Below are 23945 nucleotides of genomic sequence, written 5' to 3'. Positions count from 1 at the left end.
TCAGAATTATTATTCAAAACAATAACAAATGCTGACAATAAGATATGCTAATTTTTTTCAGGTGCAACGTTTTAATACATTCATGGTTGTTTTGAATTACCTTCATTCATAAAAATATAAAATGAATAGGTAAAGCTCTATTTGTTAATCCTTTGGTCATTTTTATCATTTATTTTATTAATTAAATTAACGAAGCCAGTATTGTTGAGTGATGCTCTGTTATACATCAAAAATAAATTTATTTTGGGTAAGGGGATATCGATACGGATCTCTTTTAAATTAAATGAGCCGGTATATTGCTCGTAAACATCTCTTGGTAACAGACCTATGATATCTGTGTTTGAAATAATATTAATGATCGTTATTAATGAGTCGCTGCGGAAACCAATATCTCGATTAGCCAGCAAGGCGCTGGTTTTTTGCCAGTATTCTTTAACGCCAGGATCTTCAGAGATAAGTTGCGTGAACTGTTCTTTTAATATTGTTTCAAGCGTGCTTTCTCCATTAATTCTTGGATGGTTTTTGTTGCAAACTAATATTGTTTCAGCAGTTTTAAATGGTGAGCATATTATCGAGCGATTACTCACTGGGGCGGTAGCAATGACTAAATCTGCTTTTCTGTAAGCCAACAGATTTTCCGTACTTTCAGCAGTGATGAGTATGTTATGGTGCTCAATTTCGACATGTGAGTCTTCTCTGAGAAAATGAATAACTTCCTCGATGTTGATAATGGTTGGCAGTTGTGGACAGTAAATAATGAATTTTTTCTTCAGACTGGAGTTATTCATGATATTTATTGTCTGCTCCAGACTGTTGAGGTTTTTCTCAAGATGATGATGAAGGTTAATCCCCATAATCGTTGGCGTTAGGCCTTTTCCGGAGCGGATAAACAGCGGGTCATTAAATTGTGTGCGTAGCCGTTGCAGTGACTGGCTAACGGCAGAGGGGGTAATATACAAAGTTTCAGCAGCTTTAGTGATACTCAAATGTTGATAAATACACTCAAAGATAACCAACAGATTGAGATCGAACTTTTTGAGGTCATAGAGGTTAGCCATGCATACCTTCCTGTGATGGTCATGTTTTGAAAGATTTAATTTTGAAATATTTTAAGGTGTGATTATTCTTGTGATTTATGTTTGTGTGCTTAATGAATTATTAATTTAAACTAAAATAGCACATATTGCATAATTTTGACCAAAAAAGTTAATTTAAATGAGTGATTGACATGAAAATGATAACAACCACTCATTTTGTTACTTTTATTTATTACCCATGATAATGTTTAATTTCTCCTTATCCGGCAAGCCGACTTCCTGTTGTAACGTATCGTCTTTACTCATGTAATAGATAGCCGGCGTGACGTTGGCGCCTAAATCATCCATCAACTTTTGATTGATATTCAATACCTTCATCTGCTCCGGTGAAATGGAGGTCGGGATTTCTAGCTTCATATTCCCACCAGATGCCTCATAGTCATGCCAGGTCTTGGCCGGATCTTTTGCGGCCAGAATCGCAGCGGCGGTAGCCGGGCTTTCGGGTTTAATTACGCCAACCAGTATTGTGCGCAACTGAACTTTACCTGAGTCTACCCACGGGCGAGCCTTCTGCCAGAACTGTTTGCAATAGGGACAGAAGGGATCGGCAAACACATAGACAATGACTGGAGCCTCTTTTTTCCCGTCCAGAATCCAGGATGTTTTTTCCATTCGCTGCCACATTTCGCGCCCGGCAGGGGCGTAGATCTCTTTTTCTATCAGCGTATTACTGAGGTTTTCACCTTTTTCGTTATACATATAACCGGAAATGGCGTGTTTGCCGTCAGGCGTAACATAGATAGTAACGCCCATATCCTGGTATTTTCCCAGGTAGCCCTTCATTCCACCCGGCGCGTCGAAGGGTTTGAGAATAGTAATGCCCTGTTTCTCAATAGCTTTAACGGGGGCAGGAAGTTCTTCGGCGTGCACCACGGCAGGAAGCAGGGTTAAGAGTAAGGTACGTTTAAACATTGATTTTCCTTATAAAATCAGAAGGAAAGGGGGCTAAGTTGCAAAACCTATCGCAGCCATAGGTAAGATCGACCGTCTGTCGATTGCCCTTTCTTGAGTGGGGTGATGTAATCCCAATCGCTGTTACGACCTTTGTTAAGGTAATGTAGAGCGCAACACATAGCCAGCCCTGCTGGCACTGACGTTACCTGCGGGTAGCTCGGGTAATGAGGCTCCCTGCAAAGGGGGCCTTTTTTACTTTTATCTTTAGGTTCACAACATGAGTTTGAGTGGGTTGTTAGTTAACGCTTATTGATTTGATAAAGGAAACGCATTAGCCCTGCGAAGAGATTTTCGTTAACTTATCTCTCAACGAAAACACGGAGGAAGTACAGATGTCTTTGATTAATACTAAAATTAAACCTTTCAAAAACCAGGCGTTCAAAAACGGTGAGTTCATCGAAGTAACCGAGAAAGATACCGAAGGTCGCTGGAGCGTCTTCTTCTTCTACCCGGCTGACTTTACTTTCGTTTGCCCGACCGAGCTGGGTGATGTGGCTGACCACTACGAAGAACTGCAGAAACTGGGCGTAGATGTCTATTCCGTATCTACTGACACCCACTTCACCCACAAAGCATGGCACAGCAGCTCTGACACCATCGCGAAAATCAAATACGCGATGATCGGCGACCCGACTGGCGCCCTGACCCGTAACTTCGACAACATGCGTGAAGATGAAGGTCTGGCTGACCGCGCAACCTTCGTTGTAGACCCGCAGGGTATCATCCAGGCAATCGAAGTTACCGCTGAAGGTATCGGCCGTGATGCGTCTGACCTGCTGCGTAAAATTAAAGCCGCACAGTACGTTGCCTCTCACCCAGGTGAAGTTTGCCCGGCGAAATGGAAAGAAGGCGAAGCGACCCTGGCTCCATCCTTAGATCTGGTCGGTAAGATTTAAGTCGCATAATTTGTAGGCCGGATAAACGCAGTGCATCCGGCCATTCCACAGGCGCAGTTTGCGCCTGTTTCATTCCAGCACCATGACGCAAGTTGCATTAATGCAGTCCCGCAAAGTCGGCTTGCATGATGATGTTTTCAGAGAGGGAAGAAGAATGCTCGACACAAATATGAAAACCCAGCTCAAGGCTTATCTTGAGAAACTGACCAAACCTGTTGAGCTGATTGCTACGCTGGATGACAGCGCTAAATCGGCAGAAATCAAGGAACTGCTGACTGAAATTGCTGAACTGTCAGAAAAAGTCACCTTTAAAGAAGACAATACTCTGGCGGTACGCAAGCCATCGTTCCTGATCACCAATCCAGGTTCTCACCAGGGGCCGCGCTTTGCCGGTTCTCCGCTGGGCCATGAGTTTACCTCCCTGGTGCTGGCGCTGCTGTGGACCGGTGGTCATCCGTCAAAAGAGGCGCAGGCGTTGCTGGAGCAGATCCGCGATCTCGACGGTGATTTTGAGTTTGAAACCTATTATTCGCTTTCCTGTCATAACTGTCCGGACGTGGTACAGGCGCTGAACCTGATGTCGGTACTGAATCCACGCATCAAGCATACGGCGATTGACGGCGGTACATTCCAGAACGAAATTACCGATCGCAACGTGATGGGCGTTCCGGCGGTGTATATGAACGGCAAAGAGTTCGGTCAGGGGCGTATGACGCTGACTGAGATCGTGGCGAAAGTAGATAGCGGCGCAGAAAAACGTGCGGCACAAGAGCTGAACAAACGTGATGCTTATGACGTGCTGATTGTCGGTTCCGGTCCTGCGGGGGCGGCAGCGGCAGTGTACTCTGCACGTAAAGGTATTCGCACCGGTCTGATGGGCGAACGTTTTGGCGGTCAGGTTCTTGATACCGTTGATATTGAAAACTACATCTCGGTACCGAAAACCGAAGGCCAGAAACTGGCGGGCGCGCTGAAAGCACACGTTGATGACTATGATGTTGATGTGATCGACAGCCAGAGCGCAAGTAAACTGGTTCCGGCGGCGCAGGAAGGCGGTTTACATCAGATTGAAACGGCATCCGGCGCGGTGCTGAAAGCACGCAGCATTATCATTGCCACCGGTGCGAAATGGCGCAACATGAACGTTCCGGGTGAAGATCAGTATCGCACCAAAGGCGTAACCTACTGCCCGCACTGCGATGGCCCGCTGTTCAAAGGCAAGCGCGTTGCGGTGATTGGTGGCGGCAACTCCGGTGTTGAAGCTGCTATTGACCTGGCAGGCATTGTTGAACATGTGACGCTGCTGGAGTTCGCACCTGAAATGAAGGCTGACCAGGTGCTGCAGAATAAGCTTCGCAGTCTGAAAAACGTCGATATTATTCTGAATGCGCAAACGACAGAAGTGAAAGGCGATGGCAGCAAAGTCACCGGCCTGGAGTATCGTGACCGCGTGAGTGGCGACGTTCACAGTGTGGAACTGGCGGGTATCTTTGTACAGATAGGTCTGCTGCCAAACACCAACTGGCTGGAAGGTGCCGTCGAGCGTAATCGCATGGGTGAAATCATCATCGATGCCAAGTGCGAAACCAGCGTGAAGGGGGTTTTCGCCGCTGGTGACTGCACCACCGTACCGTATAAGCAGATCATCATCGCGACCGGTGAAGGCGCGAAGGCCTCATTGAGTTCGTTTGATTATCTGATTCGCACGACAGTAGCATAAAAAAAGTAAGATACACCTGCAATGCCAAAACCGTCAGCCATCCGCTGGCGGTTTTTTATTTCCACGCTTTCAGATTGTCAATTCTTGAAACAATAAACCGCGTAACACATTTATTTAATGAGTCTGACCATTAGTTTCATCAAAGAAAGATGAGGCGTTTTCTTTATTATATCAACCTGCATTACGTTTTCATTGTCACCCCTGTCAGGCGTTAACCTGGCAGGGGTTTTCTTTAGCAAATTAGAGACTATTAACGTACAACCAGCACTGGCAGAGTAGCGTGGCGAACAACGCTGGAAGCGTTTGAGCCGAGCAGATGAGTGCTGATTGATGGGTTGCGCGATCCAATGACGACCACATCCGCATTCAACTCTTCACCCAACTCGTTGACGACGTCACGTACGCTGCCAAAGCGGACGTGTTGTTTAATACGGGAAGGATCGATGCTGAAGTGACCGACCATCGTTTGCAGACGAGTTTCCGCTTCGTGTTGTAGATGCTCTTCAAAACGACGGACATCGGCTGCAAAGCGGTGCAGGCTTAAGCTTGCTGAGCCTGGCAGCACATGCAGCAGATGGATAACCCCGTTTTCCTGTGCCAGAAATTCTGCATGGCGTATAGCCTTGTCGCTCAGTTCCATTTCGAATACATCAACAGGCATTATGATTGTGTTGTACATAAACATTCTCCTTGTCATTACATGAACACATATCAGCATAGTATTAAAAATGATTCTGTCAGTCACGACACAGATTTATGTTTTGCGAACAGGAGATAAGGTGAGGGTCAGGAGTTGGGGCTAACCGGAAAGAGGATGCGGATGCATCCCCTGTAAGATAAAGCGAGTGGCTTTGATAAGACAGAGTTAGCGCAGGTAGTCGCCTGCAGCTTCAGGTTGGTACTCAAGCTCAATGACTTCGAGGTGTGTTGAGGTCCCGCCTGGTAGCTCCCAGTGAATGGTGTCGCCAACGCGCAGGCCCAGAAGTGCCGCGCCAACAGGTGCCATTACCGAAAGCTGTGTGCTGCTGTCAGTCATATTGGCCGGATACACCAGGGTACGCACACGGACTTCGCCATCACTCAGATTGCGGAATTTCACGCGGCTGTTCATGGTCACGACATCGTGCGGCATGGTTTCTGGTGAACACATTTGGGCACGATCCAGCTCGGCGTTCAGGGCGTCGGCAATCGGTAAACCAGCAAACGCAGGTTGCTCCAACAGGCGGTCAATGCGTTCCGCATCGAGGTCGTTAATGATGATAGTTGGTCTGGACATTTGTTACTCCATGTCGTCGATACTGCGGGTGCGCAGGTAAATAATCCCAAAAGAAAACCCTCACCGTCAGGCGGCAAGGGTTAAGCTTTTATGATGATACTGAGACTTACCCCTGGTTTGAAGTGATTTAGTTCACATTCAGGCAAATCATCAATATTGTTGCGTATGGTGTGATTTTAGCCGAAAAACGCGATCGTTCTCCAATTTGCATTATGCTTTTTAAGCGCTCGCTGCGGGCGCGTCAAACAACTCAGTGTTCCGCGACAGGAGATCTCATGAGCCAGTACGACAAACTTACCTTGAAAGACGGCAGCTATTTGCATTTTAAAGATTGGGGAAGTGGGCAGCCTATCGTCTTTAGCCATGGCTGGCCGCTAACGGCAGATGCGTTTGAGGATCAGATGCTGTTCCTCGGGTCGAAAGGATTTCGGGTGATCGCCCATGACAGGCGTGGGCATGGGAGATCAGCCCAACCCTGGGATGGTCACAATATGGATCAGTATGCTGACGATCTGGCTGAACTTACCGCGCATCTCAATCTTAAAGATGCCGTACATGTCGGACACTCTACCGGGGGCGGGGAAGTGGCGAGGTACATTGGACGCCATGGAACGCAGCGGGTAGCCAAAGCGGTGTTAATCGGCGCGGTGACGCCCATAATGATCAAGACCGACTTTAACCCAAATGGTGTGCCGAAAGAGGTGTTTGATGGCATCCGTGAGGGAGTGATAAACGATCGCGCTGCCTTCTTCTATGAACTGACCGCTGCATTTTATGGCTACAACCGCCCGGGCGTAAATGCGTCGAAAGCCGTTCGTGAAAGCTTTGTTGAACAAGGCTTACAAGGTTCCATCAAAGCGTTGTACGACTGTATTCACGCGTTTTCAGAAACTGACCTGCGTGAGGATCTCAAAAAGATGACTATTCCGACGCTGGTGATCCATGGTGATGACGATCAGATTGTCCCGTTTGAAACCTGCGGAAAGGTTGCGGCGGAAATACTGCCGGACGCGCAGTTGAAGGTGTATGTTGGCGGTTCGCATGGCATTTGCACTACCCATAAACAACAGATCAACGGCGATCTGCTCAACTTTATTCAATCGTAATCTTTAGCGGATTGTTCTACGCTGATCTTCTTTTTCCAGGGAGATGAGCGAAGCATAATTTGTGCTGCGCTGATGTTAACTTCAACAGAGAACGCTATGTATTTCTATCAACCATCACAAGGACACGGCTTACCGCATGACCCGCTGAATGCCATCATTGGACCGCGCCCTATTGGCTGGATTGCCTCCCGCGACAGCGACGGTCGGCATAACCTTGCACCGTACAGTTTCTTTAACTGCTTTAATTATCATCCGCCGATTATCGGTTTCGCCAGCAGCGGCTGGAAAGATAGCGTGCAGAATATTATCGACACCGGTGAGTTTGTCTGGAATCTGACGACTCTTGAGCTGGCCAGCGCGATGAACGAAACGTCAGCCAGCTTGCCTCACGGCGAGGATGAGTTTTTTGCCGCCGGGCTTAGCAAAGCAGATAGTCGGATAGTCAGCGTGCCGCGGGTGGCGCAAAGCCCAGTCAATTTTGAGTGTCGCTTATCGCAAAGTCTGCAACTGACCACCGCTGATGGTTCGCCTGTTGAAACCTGGCTGGTGCTGGGAGAAGTGGTGGGCATTCATATTGATGAAACGCTACTGGAAGGCGGCATCTACCAGACGGCGAAAGCAAAACCGGTACTGCGTGCGGGCGGGCCAACGGCGTATTATTCGATCAGTGAAACACACCGCTTTGATTTAGTTCGCCCGGATGCCCGTTCAAAACGCTAACCATATGGACCGACGCCAGCTTGCCGCGCCGGTCGTTATTTTCAGTATCCCACTTTGTCGATAATAAACTGTTTACCGCAGTTACCCGGATGCGGTTGCGGTAAGAATGACTGTGCGGATAACGTCTGGTTAATGGTGTCGGCTTTCAGGGTCAACTGGATTTCTGTGAGATAGGCCGGATTGCCGTGGCAGCTTAGCTTCACGGCTTTGACGTTCTCTCTGCCCCAGCTTTTAGCGACGGCGGCGTCAAATGCGCTGCGGCTGACGGTTTTGCCGTAGTTTTCCGCGAGGAATTTGCCAGCCTCGCTGTTCTTAACCTCATTATTCATCCGTACCATCGTGCCGAAGTATGCGTCGGGATCAAAACCGAAACAGGCGCCATGTTTGGCATATTCGTAACGTTCCAGACAGGATCTCCCGCCGGCACCGGGCATTACGGCACTGAGTTTTGCCGCGCTTTCCAGTGACAGGCCCGTTTCGGGAGCCGCGCATTTACGGCTGGCGCGCGCTTCAGGCAGGTTGGGAATAGGGCGAGTCGCGCAGCCAAAGCGCATCCAGCGGCGGTTGTCTACTCCACGGGCGGCGATGGATTTTGGCAGGCTGGGCCATAAACCGTGAACGGTCAGGAAATCTGCTTTGTCCGCGCTCTCTTTTTGCAGACGACATTCGTCGGGCTCTTGACGATTTCTCTCGTGTTGGCTCTGACAAAATCCGGTTTGCCAGGAGAGGGCCAGCACGTAGCTGTCAAAATCAGCGTACTGTTTTGCCTGAAGTTCGTCGGCCTGAGCTACAGAAACTGGGAGCAGAAGTGCTGCCAGCAGCGAAGAATAACGCCATCTTGATGTCATGATGATTTCGGATACTTATATCAATTCTGAATATCATCTATTTAATCATAAAAAATGCCAGTCAGGTTTAGCTGACTGGCATCATTTTCATCAGGCGGGAACCCGAATGATTAGCTCCACATTGCCAGAATCGGCCAGCCGACCAGCAAAAGCATAGAGATGTAGATAACGCCGAAGATAGCACCCAGACGCCAGTAGTCTTTGGACTTCACATAACCGCAGCCGTAAATAATAACGCCAGGGCCAGTTGCATACGGAGTCAGACAGCCCATGATACCGATGGACAGTACCAGCAGGATACACAGGTGTTCCATCGGAACGCCCGGGATGCCTTTGCCGACGGCCAGAATAACCGGCAGCATGGTGGCGGTGTGTGCGGAAAGGCTGGCAAACAGGTAGTGAGCAAAATAGAACACCAGCACCAGAACGATCACGGTCGCGTTAGGCGAGAAGCCTTCCAGGTGCGAGCTCATCGTGTTGGCGAACCAGTCGATGAAGCCTGAACGGGTTAAACCATTCGCCATAACGACCAGCGTGGCGAGGTTAACCAGGGTGTTCCATGCGCTGTTATAACGGGTGATGTCTTTCCACGGGACAACGTGCAGCGCCAGCATCAGCGAGACTGCCAGCAGACCCACAGCGGTCGCATCAATCAGTTTACCGCCAAAGACCCACAGACCCAGGCTGAGCAGAACCAGACCGATCAGGGTCAGCTCTTTACGCGTCAGTTTACCCATGGTTTTCAGTTCATCACCAGCCCACGCGGCAACTTCAGCACTGTGAGTAACTTCTGGCTTGTAAAGAACATAGGACAGCCACGGAGCAACGATCAGCAAAATAATACCAACCGGCAGGAAGCTGAGGAACCATTGCAACCAGCTGATTTGAATACCGGCAATTTTATTGACGAATTCCAGACCCAGCACGTTAGGTGCAGCGCCGGTAACGAACATAGAGGAGCTCAGGCTGGTACTGATTACCATCATCCACATCAGATATCCGCCGATACGGCGCGCGGACGGATCGTTCGGGAATGATTTAAACAGCGGCGGCAGGTTTTTGATAACCGGGAATACGGTACCACCGGTACGCGCGGTGTTGGACGGTGTAAACGGCGCCAGCAGAATGTCGATGATGACAATCGCGTAGCCCAGCGTCAGGGTGCGCTTACCCATGAATTTTACCAGGAACAGCGCGATACGACGACCCAGACCGGTGACTTCATAGCCCAGCGCGAAGATAAACGCGCCAAACACCAACCACACGGTAGTGCTGGAGAAGCCTGCCAGACCCCATTTCAGCGCTTGCTTACCCGCTTTAAACGCCGGGTCGGCCAGCTCTGAAGCATCAAACAGCAGATAGTTGCTGCCGATGACGCAGATCGTTACGGCGATAAAGCTTATCGCTGTTGCCGGGATTGGCTCCAGGATCATCCCGACAATCATTGCCACGAAAACGGCAAAATAGTGCCAGGCTTGCGGGGGCATTCCATCAGGGACAGGGATAAGAAACATGACGCCCATTACGACCAATGGGGCCAGTAATTTCCATATTTTATCTTTTGCTAAAGACATGTGTGTGATTCTCCGGAAAGGATCTTTAATTGTGATAATGATGAACTTGTGAAATCTGAGCTAAGAACCAGGTGACGATCAGCAGATCGGCGCAGCCTCCTGGGCTGAGGTTGCGTTCAATGCACTGTTGGTCGAACTGGCGCAGGTATTCGAGATCGGCAGGGGTGCGAATCCCCCCTTGCTGCAATAGAGTTGTGGCCTGCTGCTGTAGCCAGCGCAGACCTTCTGCGCCGCCACGTGAAGCCACGTTGGTGTCGCCATTGATAGACATCAGCAGCAATAACGTGTCGAGTAGCGCCAGTTCAGGATCGCGGCCCTGAGTCAGCAGTGCGCGGTAGTGCGGCAGGGCATGCTGGATGACTAGCGGGTATCCCGCTTCGGCTTCGCCCCGTGCGCCGGTTAATCCCAGTTGCTGATAAAGACGTTGGCCAGCCGTGAGTTGTTGATTGTTCTGGCGCAGTTCGCGCTCGGTCAGGCCACGGCAAAATGTTGCTGCCGTTGAGCAAAGGGTTTCAGCGGTAACAGTCAGTTGGAGCTGGTGCAGGCGGCCAATGGCGGCACACAGCAGCCCCAGTGAAAAGATGCTCCCTTTATGGGTGTTTACCCCCTCGGTGGCGCGAAACATATCGGCTTCGCAGGCCATACCCAGTGGGCGCAGTCCTTTCAACACATCTTCGGGCGACAGCTGTGCGCTAAACGCCCCATATTCAATAAAACGCGGCAGCCAGGCCTGAATTGCTTCAGCGCTGCGATGAAAATCTTCCAGCGCCATATCTTTATGTGCGCCGTTGTTAATACGATCCACCAGACCCGGTTTGGGCGACAGGTTGACTTCAGTCAACATGGCCCGCCACGCAAGCGTTGCGTAAGCGTCAGGCAGATCCAGAGGAAGGACTGCGTTATTGGTTGATGTTGCGGGAATCGGCATCATGCAGCAGTGCCTCCATCTGAGAGAGTAAGTCGGAAAGCGCGTGGGTTTTACCCCGCGCGCATTCGGCAGCGCTTTGCTCGCACAGCAGACAGCGGCGGGCAGGGAGTGCGAAATGACGTCGGGACAGAATTTCCCCATCAGGGGTCAGGACATCGATGTCCCATAACCGTCCCAGCGGATGTGAATGCTCAAGTTCAATCGTGGCGAGCTTGAGATCGTGGGCTGGGGCCTCAATAGACAAAAGACCTTCCGGACCGCTGGCAGAAACCAGCGCCGTTTGCTCCCTGATAATCCAGGTGGATTTTTCCGCCAGCGCGAGCAGGGCGGTTACGCCGTGATTAAAGATGCGACGGGTTAATGCGCTGTCTTTAATCGGACCCGGTACGACCACGGTAAATGAGACCAGTGGCGCGTGATGACGCGTCAGCCAGGCATGTTGCCTTGCTTGTCTCTCATCCCGGCTGGCGAGCAGCTCGGGAATCGAAACCGCGTGTTGGGTGGCGTGTTCAGGGAGCAGGCGCATGGCTTATTCCTTCACCTGATGCACAACGTCAATCACCGAGCCATCGCGGTAACGCACAACGGCAATCACGCGGTCGGTGAATTCGATAGCGCGTGGCTGACCGGTGAGCTGCTGTGCACGTTCGCGCAGCCATTCAATGGACACCACTTTCATACCGGCTTCTTTCAGACGTTCAGCCAGTTCCGGACGCGCAGGGTTAACGGCGATACCGTGGTCAGTGACCAGGATGTCTACGCTGGAGCCTGGGGTTACGCAGGTCAGGACGTTATCAACCAGCGTCGGGATGCGTCCGCGAACCAGCGGAGCGACAATGATGGAAAGCGCAGCGGCAACCGCAGTATCGCAGTGACCGCCGGATGCGCCGCGCAGTACGCCGTCAGAACCGGTCAGTACGTTAACGTTGAAGCTGGTATCAACTTCCAGCGCACTCAGCACCACGACGTCCAGACGATCGACGGAGGCGCCTTTTGAGCCCCAGTTGGCATACTGGTTGGCACTGATCTCAATGTGGTTTGGATTGCGGGCCAGCGACTCAGCCGCGTTACGGTCAAAGCTCTGTACGTCCAGCAGTTTGCGAATCAGGCCTTTTTCGTGCAGGTCAACGATGGTAGCGGTGATGCCGCCCAGCGCGAAGTCAGCACGGATATCGCGGCTGCGCATCTTGTCTTCCAGGAAACGAGTAACGGCCAGAGAAGCGCCGCCGGTTCCTGTCTGCAGTGAGAAGCCTTCATTGAAGTAACCGGAGTTAGCAATGACGTCTGCCGCGCTACGGGCGATTAACAGTTCTCGCGGGTTGGTGGTCATGCGTGTCGCATCAGCACCGATTTTGTCCGCATCGCCGACCTGATCGATCTGTACAATCAGATCCACTTGATCCTGCGTAATGCTGGCCGGGTTATGCGGATAGGTCAGCAGCTGTTCAGTCAGCAGGACAACCTGTTTTGCATTTTCGGCATCGACGCGGGCATAGCCCAGTGACCCACAGCACGCTTTACCGGTATAGCCGTTAGCGTTACCAAACTGGTCGCAGGACGGTACGCCGAGGAATGCCACATCAATGCTGAGTTCGCCACTTTGCACCAGGTGTACACGGCCGCCATGGGAGTGGACCTGCACAGGCTCGGCCAGCAGGCCACGGGAGATCTCTTCCGCCAGCGGGCCACGCAGCCCGGAGGTGTAAATACGGCTGACCACGCCCTGACGGATGTGCTCAACCAGCGGAGCATGGCAGTCGCTCAGGGAGCTGGAGGCCAGCGTCAGATTTTTAAAGCCCATTCTGGCGATGGCGTCCATCACCAGGTTAATCGTCAGATCGCCACCGCGAAAAGCGTGGTGGAAAGAGATGGTCATGCCATCCTGTAAACCTGAACGACGAATGGCGTCTTCCAGGTTAGCGCACAGCTTCTTGTCGCGCGGTTTTTGCGCCTGTAATTCTACTTTTGCGGTGCTCTGATAAGCGGAAAGCTCACTTTCTGCATGACGGCTCCAGGTCGCCACGCGATCCTGGCGTTGAGACTGTTCGATTTTCTGCGTCATTTTTTTGCCTTATTCTTCGCGAATGCCGGAAAGTTCTGCACGGGAGATAACCAGAAGGGCGCGCTCGATAACCGGGCTGTCGACCATTTTGCCGTTCAGGGAAACTACGCCACGGCCTTCGCGAGCGGCGGCTTCAGCGGCTTCCACGACCAGGCGCGCGTGAGCCAGCTCTTTGCGTGTCGGCGCGTACAGGTTGTGCAGGAGCTCGATCTGGCGCGGGTTGATGAGCGACTTACCGTCAAAACCCAGTTGCTTGATGTGTGCGGCTTCATGCAGGAAACCCGCTTCGTTGTTGGCATCGGAATAAACGGTGTCGAACGCCTGAATGCCGGCAGAGCGTGCCGCCTGCAAAATAGAGCAGCGGGCAAACAGCAGTTCAGTCCCTTCCGCAGAGCGCTCAGTACGCAGGTTACGCACATAATCTTCCGCACCCAGTGCAATACCGATCAGGCGCTCGGAGGCGTGGGCAATTTCTACCGCGCGGGTAATGCCTAACGGTGATTCGATGGCGGCTAACAGACCGGTACTGCCGGGCTCACGGCCACAGGCTTTCTCGATACGCAGGATTTCGCTTTCGATGTCGATGACGTCCTGCGCGGTATCGGTCTTCGGTAAACGCACGATGTCAGCGCCGCCGCGTACCACGGCTTCGAGATCGTTAATGCCCCATTCGGAGTCGAGGGCGTTTACGCGCACGATAGTTTCAACGTCGTGATACAGCGGATGCTGCAGCGCGTGGTACACCATACGGCGAGCAGTATCTTTCTCGCGCAGCGCGACGGAGTCTTCCAGGTCGAACATCAGCGCATCTGCCGGATAGATGAACGAGTTGCTGACCATGGCGGCATTGGCGCCCGGTACGAACAGCATGCTGCGGCGGGTACGGGTTTTACGTTGCTGCAAAGATTCACTAATCACTGGCAATCCTCCCATGGCAGTGCAGGAATACCGCCAGCGCGGGCCAGTAGTGCTTCCAGTCGCGCACGTAAAATGCAGTCCAGTGCGCCTTTATCATCAACATTTAATTGCACGCCGCGTACGTTGTAGCGGGACAGAACGTCCAGAATGGTGGCGCGGATGGCATCACCGAACTGCTTTTCGACGCTACTGTTAACCTGCAGGTCAATATCCTGCGAATCGAGTGGGGCGATGCGAATCATCACATCACCGGACTCGAGTGTGCCTGCGACGGCTGCCTGGTTTATTTTCATTTTTCACCTGTTGCTAATGCGGGGGTATTTTGGCGGACTGCCGCACCCGATGAGGCCCGCTCAACCATGCTTTGCAGATAGTGCAGCGTGGCGTCAGGGACCAGGGATGCGATAGCCGTGAGATCTTTTTTAACCAGCAGCTTGCGCACCCAGGAGGCAGAAATCGGCATCTCCTGGAAGCACAGCCGCTCAATTTCCACCAGTTCAATCGGTGGGGCGGGAAGCGTTGGGGTCTCCAGCCAGTAGCGCATATCGTTGTTGTACTGGGAGGTGACGGTGCAATACGGCTCGGTACCGACGAAGCGGTGCGTGACGCCGAGAGCCGGGGCCAGATACTGGCGGAAGATTTTCAGGTCTATTTCGGTATAGCAGTGGTTAATAACGCTCTGCTCTTTGATGAAGTAGCACGGGAATGTGGCGCGGGAAATGATGTATTCCGAACCGCGATGAACGGTTAAACGTGGAATGTCTTTTGTCCCTTTAAGCACCAGATCCAGTCGGTCTTCATACGGAAAACGCGAGGTATCTTCTTTCACCAAAAACAGATGCAGCCAGTCACATTGCGCGGCTGCTTGTTGGATCAGAAAACGATGTCCGTTGGTGAAGGGGTTGGCGTTCATGACGATACAGCCAATTTTTTTCCCTTCATGGCGCTGTTTCGCCAGTGATTCAGCGTAGCGTTTCAGACGTGTAGTGCTGTTTTCCATCAGCACCATAATGCCGGGAACGCTGGTCAGCGTAGAAAAACCGCACTGCTTAAACAGCGACTCGTACTCGGTTTTGGTATAGATGAAGAGGTGAGTACAGTGGCGCTCATAGGCGAGGTTGATTAACTCGGTCGCCAGCGTCAGCGCTAAGCCTTCACCCCTTACGGATTCGCAGATGGCGACGCACTTTATGATATTGCCGGCAATGCCGCCGCAGGCAATCAGGCGGTCATCACGGGTGACGGTGATAAATACTTCGACAGTTGTATCAACGCTCAAATCATTTTCTTTCAGAAATTGCGCGATAGCCGCCATCTTTTTATTTTCTGAGCGTTTAACTTGCGTGAATATATTATTACCGAACATAGTGAATAGAGCCCCGATGCTATATTTGTTACTGGGTTTCTGTTTTTGTTGCTCTGTTTAGCAACCTGATAACTTCTTGTTTGCAATTGAAGGGAATGTTTTTTTATTACGGAGTATTTCTTTTTTTCCCTGCTGCATACATCGTAAGGAGTATTTTGGAGGTAATTTTTGATTTATTTCACAATAAGTTAGAAGGTTTTAATGTGTTTTATGGTTTTAAGTTTTTTAATTAATTTAACTCCGAAATAGCGTGTGGTTTTAATTTGTTTAATTGATTTAAGGTGGGGAATCTGCAACGATCCTGTTTTATACCGCGACTTGCAAATAAAACATTTTTATTACAACTACAATGAGAAATAAGTTTCGGGTATCGTCGCTGAGGAAGAAATATGGCAGAGCAGAAAAATAAAACACGGTTTCCTTTTTTTCGCAGTCTGGCGTTTCCATTGCGTATCTTTCTGCTTATTTTGGTCGTTTCTGTTTTTATTATCGCCGCGTTAGCACAATACTTTACCGCCAGTTTTGAAGATTATCTGGCAACGCATGTCCGCGATATGGCGATGAACCAGGCCAAAATCATCGCCTCTAACGACAGTATCATCGCGGCGGTGAAGCATCGTGATTACAAGCGTCTGGCGACCATTGCCGACAAACTGCAGAGCGGGACTGACTTCGACTATGTGGTGATCGGGGATACCAACTCTGTCCGCCTTTACCACCCAAATCCGGAAAAAATTGGCTACCCGATGCAGTTCACCAAACCCGGCGCGCTGGAAAGAGGGGAAAGTTACTTTATTACCGGCAAAGGGTCGATTGGGATGGCGATGCGCGCCAAAACGCCCATCTTTGATGACGATGGCAAAATCATTGGCGTGGTCTCAATTGGCTATCTGATCAGTAAAATCGATAGCTGGCGATCGGACTTTTTACTCCCAATGGCAGGGGTGTTTATCCTGCTGTTGCTGGTACTTATGCTGCTCTCCTGGTTATTTGCCGCCCATATTCGCAGACAGATGTTGGGGATGGAGCCTAAGCAAATTGCGCGGGTAGTGCGTCAGCAGGAAGCGCTATTCAGCTCGGTATATGAAGGTTTGATCGCCGTGGACCCTGATGGGTATATCACCGCAATAAACCGCAGCGCGAGGAAAATGCTGGGGCTGTCTTCGCCTGGACGAAAGTGGCTTGGAAAACCGGTTAGTGAGGTGGTTCAGCCGACTGACTTTTTCACCCAGCAGATTGCGGAAAAACGACAGGACGCGATGGTGAACTTTAATGGCCTGAGCGTTATCGCTAACCGTGAGGCGATTCGCTCCGGCGATGAACTGCTTGGGGCAATCATCAGTTTTCGTAGTAAAGATGAAATTGCTACTCTTAATGCGCAATTAACGCAGATCAAACAGTATGTAGAGAGCCTGAGAACGCTGCGTCATGAACACCTTAACTGGATGTCGACCATTAATGGCCTGCTGCAAATGAAAGAGTATGACCGGGTGCTGGCAATGGTGCAGGGGGAATCGCAGGCGCAACAGCAACTGATTGACAGCCTGCGCGGCGCGTTTGCCGATCGTCAGGTAGCCGGTCTGTTGTTTGGCAAGGTGCAGCGTGCGCGTGAACTGGGCCTCACTATGACTATCGTTCCTGGCAGTCAACTGCATCAACTCCCCGAGGGGCTGGATAGCACAGAGTTTGCAGCAATTGTTGGCAATCTGCTTGATAATGCATTTGAAGCGAGCTTGCGCACCCAGCAAGGCAACAAGATCGTCGAACTCTATTTGAGCGATGAAGGGGATGACGTGATCATCGAAGTTGCCGATCAGGGATGCGGTGTACCGGAAGCATTGCGTGAAAAAATATTTGAACAGGGTGTGAGCACCCGTACCGATGAACCAGGTGAACATGGCATCGGTTTGTATCTGATTGCAAGTTATGTGAGGCGCTGTAACGGGGTGATTACACTCGAAGATAACTCCCCCTGCGGCACCTTATTTTCTTTATTTCTTCCGAAAGTGAAAAAAAATAATGACGGAACCATTAACGCTATTGATCGTTGAGGATGAAACGCTACTGGCGGAAATGCATGCTGAATATATCCGCCATATACCCGGCTTCAGCCAGATTTGGCTGGCGGGTAATCTTGCGCAAGCGAGGATGATGATTGAGCGTTTTAAGCCCGGTTTGATTCTGCTCGATAACTACTTGCCGGACGGCAAGGGAATTACGTTGTTGCATGAGCTAACCCAGACGCGTTATCCGGGCGGCGTGGTGTTTACCACGGCGGCCAGCGACATGGAAACGGTCTCCGAGGCCGTGCGCAGCGGCGCGTTTGATTATCTGGTCAAACCCATTGCCTACGAGCGCCTGGGACAGACGCTGACGCGTTATCAACAGCGCAGACGCATGTTGGCCGGTAATGACAGCGCCAGTCAAAAGCAGATTGATGAAATGTTTAATGCTTATGCGCGCGGCGAACCGAAAGGCGATTTGCCGACCGGAATTGATGCGTTAACGCTGAATGCGGTGTTGAAATTATTTGCCGATCCGACGGTACATCATACTGCGGAAACGATCGCCCAGGCGCTCACTATCAGCCGTACCACCTCCAGGCGCTACCTGGAGTACTGTGCCAGCCGTCATTTGATTATTGCGGAGATTATTCACGGTAAGGTGGGGAGGCCGCAGCGTATTTATCACGGCGGCTAATTCACGTCATCCTTGAAGCTGCCTCTTTGTGGGCTGCGTGAAGAAACCCCAGTCACATAATTATCTATGGTACTGGGGATGTCTTCACTTGCCGCCTTGATGCAGCTTAAATGATTTTGCGTATCAAGGTCAGATGCTGACAGTTATCGTTAACCGCCAATCAGGGCGGACGTCGCCGGCACCATCACTTCAGTTGCGATAATCACAACCAGCAGTCCAACCAGTACCGGAACCGAAGTACGTTTCACTACTTCGAACGGAGAGATCTTTGCCATCCCTGCTACAGCGACAACCACACCGGAGACCGGAGAGATTGTGCGTCCAAGGTTTGATGCCTGCAGCATCGGGATAGCAAGGTAAGCCGGGTTAATGCCAGAAGAGTGCGCCAGTTTCGGGATCATCTCAACGAAGGCATAGAACGGTGCGTTACCGGACCCCGTGGTCATTGCCGCCAGCATAGTCAGGATCACCAGTACCAGCATCAGAATAATGCTCGCGGAGCCAAACGAGGTGGCGATAGAAATCAGACTCTGAATAAAGCCGATTGTGCTCAGACCCTGGGCAAAAACGCCCGCCGCGACTAACAGCATCACCACATTAGCAAAGGCATCCGCCATACCACGGTAGGCGACTTCCAGACCCGAGAAAACCTTCTGGGTGTTGAATCCTCGTACGAACTCCAGTACAGCAGCGATGAGCATGCACAGCACCAGAATCGTAATGATATGCAGCTGTGGGCCCCATTTTCCATCGAAAATCAGGACGCCAACGATCGGGGTAAATGGCAAGATGGCGTAAAACGACGGGGCGGTAGTGGTAATTTCAGCCACATCTAACATTTCATGAGAAATGTTCTCTTTTTTATCCAGGTAACGCTGCCAGAAAAAGTGGGCAATCGCCATAGCAATGATGGCGGCAATGGAAATTGGCAGCGTGGTTTTAAACGCGAAATCGATCAGCGGCATTTCCGCGGCTTTTGCAGCCAGCACTACATCACCGGATGTTGGCGAAAGAATAATAGCGGCTGGGGAGGCGCAAATGGCTGCTGCGGCGCCACGGCTAATCCCAACGTTAACCATGACCGGGAACAATGTCGCCATCAGCAATACGCCCAGACCGGTTGCTGAAGAGACCGCCAGGGACATCAGGCAGGCGACAAAATAGGCGGCAATCATAAGCAGATAAGGTGAATTGATATACTGCAGCGGCTTAGAGGCCAGCTTAACCACCATATCATTCGCGCCAATATGCGTCATGTAGGCGGCAAAACCACACAGCATCATAATCATCATGCCGAGATCGCCGCCACGGCTCATCAGCAAAATTTTAATATATTCAACAATGTCTGTTGCCGTATAGCCCGTTGTTGCTGCGCTAGACGGCAAAACTTTATGGCCCATCAACGCACTGATAATCAGCAAAACCAGACCGCCGACAAACAGTACGCCTGTCGCGGAATAACCTTTAATGATGTAGCGCGCTACACCCACAATAACCACAACCCCAATAAGGAGTTCAATAAATGTCAACATTGTTTCCCCTGTCGCATTGCTGCCCAGAAAGTTAAAAAACTAAAAAAAGTAAAAAGTGGTGACAGAATGTGCCTAATAAACCGATAACTCTTGCTGATTGAAATCAATAAAAATACGGATTCAAGCGATGGCTAAGCCGTTTTTTCAGCATCGCGATTAAAAAAAGAATATCACAATAAAAAACTGTGAAGCGCAGCGTTGGTGTGTGTGTTTTGTGGTGACATTGATGCTTTATTGTTAATTTATTGTGATGTTATTTAACTCTCGCCGCAGGAAAGCACAATTTATTGGCAATAAAGAGAAAATAGTTCCTATGAAATGGCTCAGTAAATAAAGGGGTAGGTTATAGGCTGAGGAATATTCTGATTTTTTATTTGCGCATTTTTGTTAAGCTGACATTAAGGTTGGGTTTGCTAAAATTAATAATAAATCCCAGGATGGTAATTAAGTTGTGATTTTCGCTAAACGATATTTTCTCATTTTTTCATTTATTTTTATTCAGTTAGCTTTCACTTCCCAGGCTGCTGCTGAAGATAAAGGCTGGTTTGCTACTTTTAAAGATAATGTCAGTGAAACCTGGCAGCAGCCGGAACATTATGATCTGTATGTACCTGCTATTACCTGGCATGCGCGTTTTGCCTACGATAAAGAAAAAACGGATCGCTACAATGAACGGCCGTGGGGTGCAGGATTTGGTCAATCCCGTTGGGATGATAAAGGTAACTGGCACGGACTTTATATCATGGCGTTTAAGGATTCCTACAATAAATGGGAACCCATTGGCGGCTATGGCTGGGAAAAAACCTGGCGACCGCTGGCTGATGAAAACTTCCATACAGGTCTCGGCTTTACCGCCGGTTTCACCGCGCGTGATAACTGGAACTACATTCCGGTACCGGTGCTGTTACCGCTGGCATCAATTGGTTATGGTCCGGCAACGTTTCAGATGACCTACATTCCTGGAACGTATAACAACGGCAACGTCTACTTTGCGTGGATGCGGTTCCAGTTTTGATGGACTACCTGTATTGTCAGGTGGTTTATTGGAAAGCCTTTTAAAAACATAGTGATAGGAAGTTTAACTGAAAAATAACGCGACATTTATCACTTTTTGATAAAGTTCGACTGGACAAAGTGCACCACAATTGTTGTACTGATACCCGACACAGCATTTGTGTCTATTTTTCATGTAAAGGTAATTTTGATGTCTAAGATTAAAGGTAACGTTAAGTGGTTTAATGAGTCCAAAGGATTCGGTTTCATTACTCCGGAAGATGGCAGCAAAGATGTGTTCGTACACTTCTCTGCAATCCAGACCAATGGTTTTAAAACTCTGGCTGAAGGTCAGCGTGTAGAGTTCGAAATCACTAACGGTGCCAAAGGCCCTTCTGCTGCAAACGTAATCGCTCTGTAAGCATACGACAGCAAGCATTCAAAACCCGCTTAATTGCGGGTTTTTTTCGCTTCAATGTGCGGGAGAGGCAGATACCAACCAGAATGCCAGGGCGGTCATCGCGAATGATCCCAACAGATTAACCAGTACATTCACCATAGCCCAACCAAAGCGTCCTTCCTGCAGTAAAAACACTACCTCAGCAGAGAAAGTGGAAAACGTTGTCAGTCCCCCGCAAAAGCCAGTAGTAATCAGCACCTTCCACATTGGGTCAATATTTGTCATGCGATTAAACCATGCCAAACCCATACCTATGATAAATGCGCCAAGTAAGTTTGCAGCCAGCGTACCGAATGGAATGGCCTGATGCAGCGGGTTAAACCGCATACTCAACATCCATCTTGCTACGCTACCTGTGCCACCACCGATAAAAACTGCTAAAAGGAGTTGTAACACTGCGTAATCCTGCTATTTGATTGTATAGAGGGTGAGTGTAACGCTGAATAATTGTTGTTGGCGAGCCTAACAAAGTTTTCTGGAGGGAATATGTTCGTTGCAGCAGGGCAATTTGCCGTGGGACCTTCATGGGAAAAAAATGCAGAAACCTGCGCCTTACTGATGTCTCAGGCTGCAGGAGATGGGGCGTCGCTACTGGTATTACCGGAGGCATTGCTGGCGCGTGACGATTTAGACCCTGACCTGTCAGTGAAATCAGCTCAGCTTTTGGAAGGCGGGTTTCTGACGCATTTGTTGCGAGAAAGCGCACAAAATGAGATGACGACAATCCTGACGATTCATGTTCCCTCTGTGCCAGGTCGGGCATTTAACATGCTGGTGGCGCTACGGGCTGGTCGGGTAGTGGCCCATTACGCTAAATTACATCTCTATGACGCCTTTTCGATTCAGGAGTCACGTAATGTCGATGCAGGGGACACCGTAGCGCCGCTGCTGGACGTAGGCGGATTAAAAATAGGGCTAATGACCTGCTATGACCTGCGCTTCCCTGAGCTGGCGCTGGCGCACGCGTTGCAGGGGGCTGAGATTCTCGTTTTACCTGCGGCTTGGGTGCGGGGATCGTTAAAAGAGCATCATTGGGCCACGCTTTTGGCGGCAAGAGCGCTGGATGCCACGTGTTATCTGGTTGCGGCTGGAGAATGCGGCAACAAGAATATCGGCCAAAGCCGGGTCATCGATCCCTTTGGCGTGACTATTGCGGCGGCGGCTGAAACGCCCGCGCTCATTATGGCCGAGGTTTCCGCCGAGCGGGTGAGGCAGGTCAGGGCACAACTTCCGGTGTTAAGTAACCGACGCTTTGCGCCACCGCAATTATTATGACGTTTTTTTAAACAAGGCTTGATTCACCTTGTTACAGATTGCTATTGTGTGCGCGCGTCGAAAGGCCGTTAATATTCTCAGGTTAATATGGCGCTTTATGTAGCCTGGTTTAAGTCAAGAAGGTATCTATGGGTGAGATTAGTATTACCAAACTGCTGGTGGTTGCCGCACTGGTTGTTCTGCTGTTTGGTACCAAGAAGTTACGTACTCTGGGTGGAGACCTGGGGACGGCAATCAAGGGCTTCAAGAAAGCAATGAACGACGATAATGCCGATGCCAAGAAAGAGGCTGATGGTAGCGTTCAGGCTGAGAAGCTTTCTCATAAAGAGTAATACTGCAAACTCTGCATGAAAAAAAACCGGCGATTTGCCGGTTTTTTATTGCTGATATGTAAGTGAGTATTACACGATTACTTCACTTCCAGCCCTTTGGCCTGCATGTCAGCATGGTATGAAGAGCGCACGAATGGACCGCAAGCAGCGTGGGTAAAGCCCATAGCCATGGCTTCTGCTTTCATCTCATCGAACTCATCCGGGCTTACATAGCGTTGAACCGGGAGGTGATGGCGGCTTGGCTGTAAATACTGCCCCAGCGTCAGCATGGTCACGCCATGGCTGCGCAGGTCGCGCATGACCTCAATGATTTCAGCATTAGTTTCACCCAGACCCACCATCAGACCTGATTTTGTCGGAATCTCCGGGTGCGCTTCCTTGAAGCGTTCCAGAAGCTTCAGCGACCAGTTGTAGTCAGCCCCAGGGCGTACATTACGATAAATACGCGGTACGTTTTCGAGGTTGTGGTTAAACACGTCCGGCGGCGTGGCTGTGAGGATATCCAGCGCGCGATCCATACGGCCACGGAAGTCAGGCACCAGCGTTTCGATTTTAATCGACGGGCTTTTCTCACGAATCGCGGTGATGCAGTCAGCAAAGTGCTGAGCGCCGCCGTCACGCAGATCGTCGCGGTCAACGGAGGTAATCACGACATAGCGCAGCGCCATGTCCGCAATCGTCTGAGCCAGTTTTAACGGCTCGTTGGCGTCAGGAGCAACCGGACGGCCATGGGCAACGTCACAGAATGGGCAACGGCGAGTACAGATTGCGCCGAGGATCATAAAGGTTGCTGTTCCGTGATTGAAACATTCAGCCAGGTTAGGGCAGGAAGCTTCTTCGCAGACAGAGTGCAGGCCATTTTTGCGCATTGCCGCTTTGATGCCCTGGATGCGAGTGGAGTCCGCTGGCAGTTTTATTTTCATCCATTCCGGTTTACGCAGCAGGGCTTCACGCTCTGTTGCCACATTTTTTACCGGGATAAGAGCCATCTTATCGGCATCGCGGTATTTAACACCGCGTTCCATCACAATGGGTTTACTCATAGCTTGCGTGTTCCAGTTGCGAATTACGAAGGAAAGCGTTTCAATTCAAGGGAATGTTGCATTTATCAACTATTTTTGAATTAGTGATACGCAGTATATCATTGAAACGGGCCAGAAAGCAGCCTGACAGGCTGGCAAAATGTAA

25 protein-coding genes are annotated in these 23945 nt (G+C 50.4%); 10 read left to right on the top strand and 15 right to left on the bottom strand.

Annotated elements, in window-relative coordinates; all coding sequences use genetic code 11:
- Nucleotides 1-137: 137 nt before the first annotated feature.
- Both citR and dsbG read right to left on the bottom strand, forming a co-directional pair.
- Nucleotides 138-1058: a DNA-binding transcriptional repressor CitR gene (citR, locus tag HV311_RS17790; RefSeq protein ID WP_181598468.1), complete on the bottom strand. Its 921-nt coding sequence runs from the start codon at nt 1056-1058 to the stop codon at nt 138-140.
- A 204-nt stretch (nt 1059-1262) separates the two neighbouring features.
- A complete protein-coding gene (gene dsbG / locus HV311_RS17785; RefSeq protein ID WP_016155953.1) occupies nt 1263-2009 on the bottom strand; it encodes a thiol:disulfide interchange protein DsbG in 747 nt (248 codons plus the stop codon).
- A 374-nt stretch (nt 2010-2383) separates the two neighbouring features.
- Between dsbG and ahpC the strand changes: the two genes are divergently transcribed.
- Entirely contained in the window at nt 2384-2947 is a 564-nt protein-coding gene (gene ahpC / locus HV311_RS17780) for an alkyl hydroperoxide reductase subunit C (protein ID WP_004859485.1), read from the top strand.
- 154 nt (nt 2948-3101) lie between these two features.
- Nucleotides 3102-4667 carry an alkyl hydroperoxide reductase subunit F gene (gene ahpF, locus HV311_RS17775; RefSeq protein ID WP_016152210.1) on the top strand — a complete coding sequence of 522 codons (1566 nt, stop codon included), beginning with the start codon at nt 3102-3104 and terminating at the stop codon, nt 4665-4667.
- A 250-nt stretch (nt 4668-4917) separates the two neighbouring features.
- On the opposite strand, the gene uspG is transcribed toward ahpF, so the two are convergent.
- Nucleotides 4918-5346 (bottom strand): universal stress protein UspG, encoded by a 429-nt coding sequence (gene uspG, locus HV311_RS17770; protein WP_016152215.1) that lies wholly within the window; start codon nt 5344-5346, stop codon nt 4918-4920.
- 186 nt (nt 5347-5532) lie between these two features.
- Nucleotides 5533-5943, bottom strand: coding sequence for a nucleoside diphosphate kinase regulator (rnk, locus tag HV311_RS17765; RefSeq protein ID WP_005120853.1), 411 nt, complete (start codon nt 5941-5943; stop codon nt 5533-5535).
- Between the two features lie 275 nt (nt 5944-6218).
- Between rnk and HV311_RS17760 the strand changes: the two genes are divergently transcribed.
- Together HV311_RS17760 and HV311_RS17755 are read left to right on the top strand one after the other, a co-directional pair.
- Nucleotides 6219-7049 carry an alpha/beta fold hydrolase gene (locus HV311_RS17760; RefSeq protein ID WP_016152216.1) on the top strand — a complete coding sequence of 277 codons (831 nt, stop codon included), beginning with the start codon at nt 6219-6221 and terminating at the stop codon, nt 7047-7049.
- Between the two features lie 96 nt (nt 7050-7145).
- On the top strand, nt 7146-7769 hold the full coding sequence (locus HV311_RS17755; RefSeq protein ID WP_016155958.1) for a flavin reductase family protein: 624 nt from the start codon (nt 7146-7148) through the stop codon (nt 7767-7769).
- A 41-nt stretch (nt 7770-7810) separates the two neighbouring features.
- Here HV311_RS17755 and rna read toward each other — a convergent pair whose 3' ends face one another.
- From rna to citC, 8 genes are all read right to left on the bottom strand, one after another.
- Nucleotides 7811-8617, bottom strand: a complete 807-nt coding sequence (gene rna, locus HV311_RS17750) for a ribonuclease I (protein WP_053388578.1) — start codon at nt 8615-8617, stop codon at nt 7811-7813.
- A gap of 110 nt (nt 8618-8727) precedes the next feature.
- On the bottom strand, nt 8728-10191 hold the full coding sequence (gene citT / locus HV311_RS17745; protein ID WP_016152219.1) for a citrate/succinate antiporter CitT: 1464 nt from the start codon (nt 10189-10191) through the stop codon (nt 8728-8730).
- 25 nt (nt 10192-10216) lie between these two features.
- Nucleotides 10217-11122, bottom strand: coding sequence for a triphosphoribosyl-dephospho-CoA synthase CitG (gene citG, locus HV311_RS17740; protein ID WP_016152220.1), 906 nt, complete (start codon nt 11120-11122; stop codon nt 10217-10219).
- On the bottom strand, nt 11091-11645 hold the full coding sequence (citX, locus tag HV311_RS17735) for a citrate lyase holo-[acyl-carrier protein] synthase (protein ID WP_153646825.1): 555 nt from the start codon (nt 11643-11645) through the stop codon (nt 11091-11093). Before citX ends, citG begins: the two co-directional genes overlap by 32 nt.
- A gap of 3 nt (nt 11646-11648) precedes the next feature.
- A complete protein-coding gene (gene citF, locus HV311_RS17730) occupies nt 11649-13181 on the bottom strand; it encodes a citrate lyase subunit alpha (RefSeq protein WP_016152222.1) in 1533 nt (510 codons plus the stop codon).
- Nucleotides 13182-13190: 9 nt separating this feature from the next.
- A complete protein-coding gene (locus HV311_RS17725) occupies nt 13191-14099 on the bottom strand; it encodes an aldolase/citrate lyase family protein (protein WP_019076252.1) in 909 nt (302 codons plus the stop codon).
- On the bottom strand, nt 14096-14392 hold the full coding sequence (gene citD / locus HV311_RS17720) for a citrate lyase acyl carrier protein (protein ID WP_003831276.1): 297 nt from the start codon (nt 14390-14392) through the stop codon (nt 14096-14098). Before citD ends, HV311_RS17725 begins: the two co-directional genes overlap by 4 nt.
- Nucleotides 14389-15465 carry a [citrate (pro-3S)-lyase] ligase gene (gene citC / locus HV311_RS17715; RefSeq protein WP_016152224.1) on the bottom strand — a complete coding sequence of 359 codons (1077 nt, stop codon included), beginning with the start codon at nt 15463-15465 and terminating at the stop codon, nt 14389-14391. The genes citD and citC overlap by 4 nt, the downstream gene beginning before the upstream one ends.
- A 389-nt stretch (nt 15466-15854) precedes the next feature.
- On the opposite strand from citC, the gene dpiB reads away from it, so the two are divergent.
- Nucleotides 15855-17516: a sensor histidine kinase DpiB gene (gene dpiB, locus HV311_RS17710; protein WP_046274583.1), complete on the top strand. Its 1662-nt coding sequence runs from the start codon at nt 15855-15857 to the stop codon at nt 17514-17516.
- A complete protein-coding gene (dpiA, locus tag HV311_RS17705; RefSeq protein WP_016152226.1) occupies nt 17485-18165 on the top strand; it encodes a two-component response regulator DpiA in 681 nt (226 codons plus the stop codon). The genes dpiB and dpiA overlap by 32 nt, the downstream gene beginning before the upstream one ends.
- Nucleotides 18166-18314: 149 nt before the next feature.
- On the opposite strand, the gene dcuC is transcribed toward dpiA, so the two are convergent.
- Nucleotides 18315-19697, bottom strand: a complete 1383-nt coding sequence (gene dcuC, locus HV311_RS17700) for an anaerobic C4-dicarboxylate transporter DcuC (RefSeq protein ID WP_016152227.1) — start codon at nt 19695-19697, stop codon at nt 18315-18317.
- A 451-nt stretch (nt 19698-20148) separates the two neighbouring features.
- On the opposite strand from dcuC, the gene pagP reads away from it, so the two are divergent.
- Both pagP and cspE read left to right on the top strand, forming a co-directional pair.
- Nucleotides 20149-20712 (top strand): lipid IV(A) palmitoyltransferase PagP, encoded by a 564-nt coding sequence (gene pagP / locus HV311_RS17695; protein ID WP_016155963.1) that lies wholly within the window; start codon nt 20149-20151, stop codon nt 20710-20712.
- Nucleotides 20713-20901: 189 nt separating this feature from the next.
- Nucleotides 20902-21111, top strand: a complete 210-nt coding sequence (cspE, locus tag HV311_RS17690) for a transcription antiterminator/RNA stability regulator CspE (RefSeq protein WP_000034825.1) — start codon at nt 20902-20904, stop codon at nt 21109-21111.
- Between the two features lie 51 nt (nt 21112-21162).
- Here cspE and crcB read toward each other — a convergent pair whose 3' ends face one another.
- A complete protein-coding gene (gene crcB / locus HV311_RS17685; RefSeq protein ID WP_003831281.1) occupies nt 21163-21546 on the bottom strand; it encodes a fluoride efflux transporter CrcB in 384 nt (127 codons plus the stop codon).
- A gap of 90 nt (nt 21547-21636) precedes the next feature.
- On the opposite strand from crcB, the gene HV311_RS17680 reads away from it, so the two are divergent.
- Together HV311_RS17680 and tatE are read left to right on the top strand one after the other, a co-directional pair.
- Entirely contained in the window at nt 21637-22425 is a 789-nt protein-coding gene (locus HV311_RS17680) for a deaminated glutathione amidase (protein WP_191220251.1), read from the top strand.
- A gap of 128 nt (nt 22426-22553) precedes the next feature.
- Entirely contained in the window at nt 22554-22757 is a 204-nt protein-coding gene (tatE, locus tag HV311_RS17675) for a twin-arginine translocase subunit TatE (RefSeq protein WP_016152230.1), read from the top strand.
- A gap of 77 nt (nt 22758-22834) precedes the next feature.
- Here the strand turns inward: tatE and lipA are convergent, their stop codons facing one another.
- Complete coding sequence (gene lipA, locus HV311_RS17670) at nt 22835-23800, bottom strand: lipoyl synthase (protein WP_003022702.1); 966 nt, start codon at nt 23798-23800, stop codon at nt 22835-22837.
- Nucleotides 23801-23945 lie beyond the last annotated feature (145 nt).

It is taken from the genome of Citrobacter sp. RHBSTW-00881 (assembly GCF_013728515.1).
Lineage (GTDB): Bacteria > Pseudomonadota > Gammaproteobacteria > Enterobacterales > Enterobacteriaceae > Citrobacter > Citrobacter braakii.
Note: the sequence above shows the minus strand (reverse complement) of the source record. Positions and strands in the feature narration are given on the sequence as shown.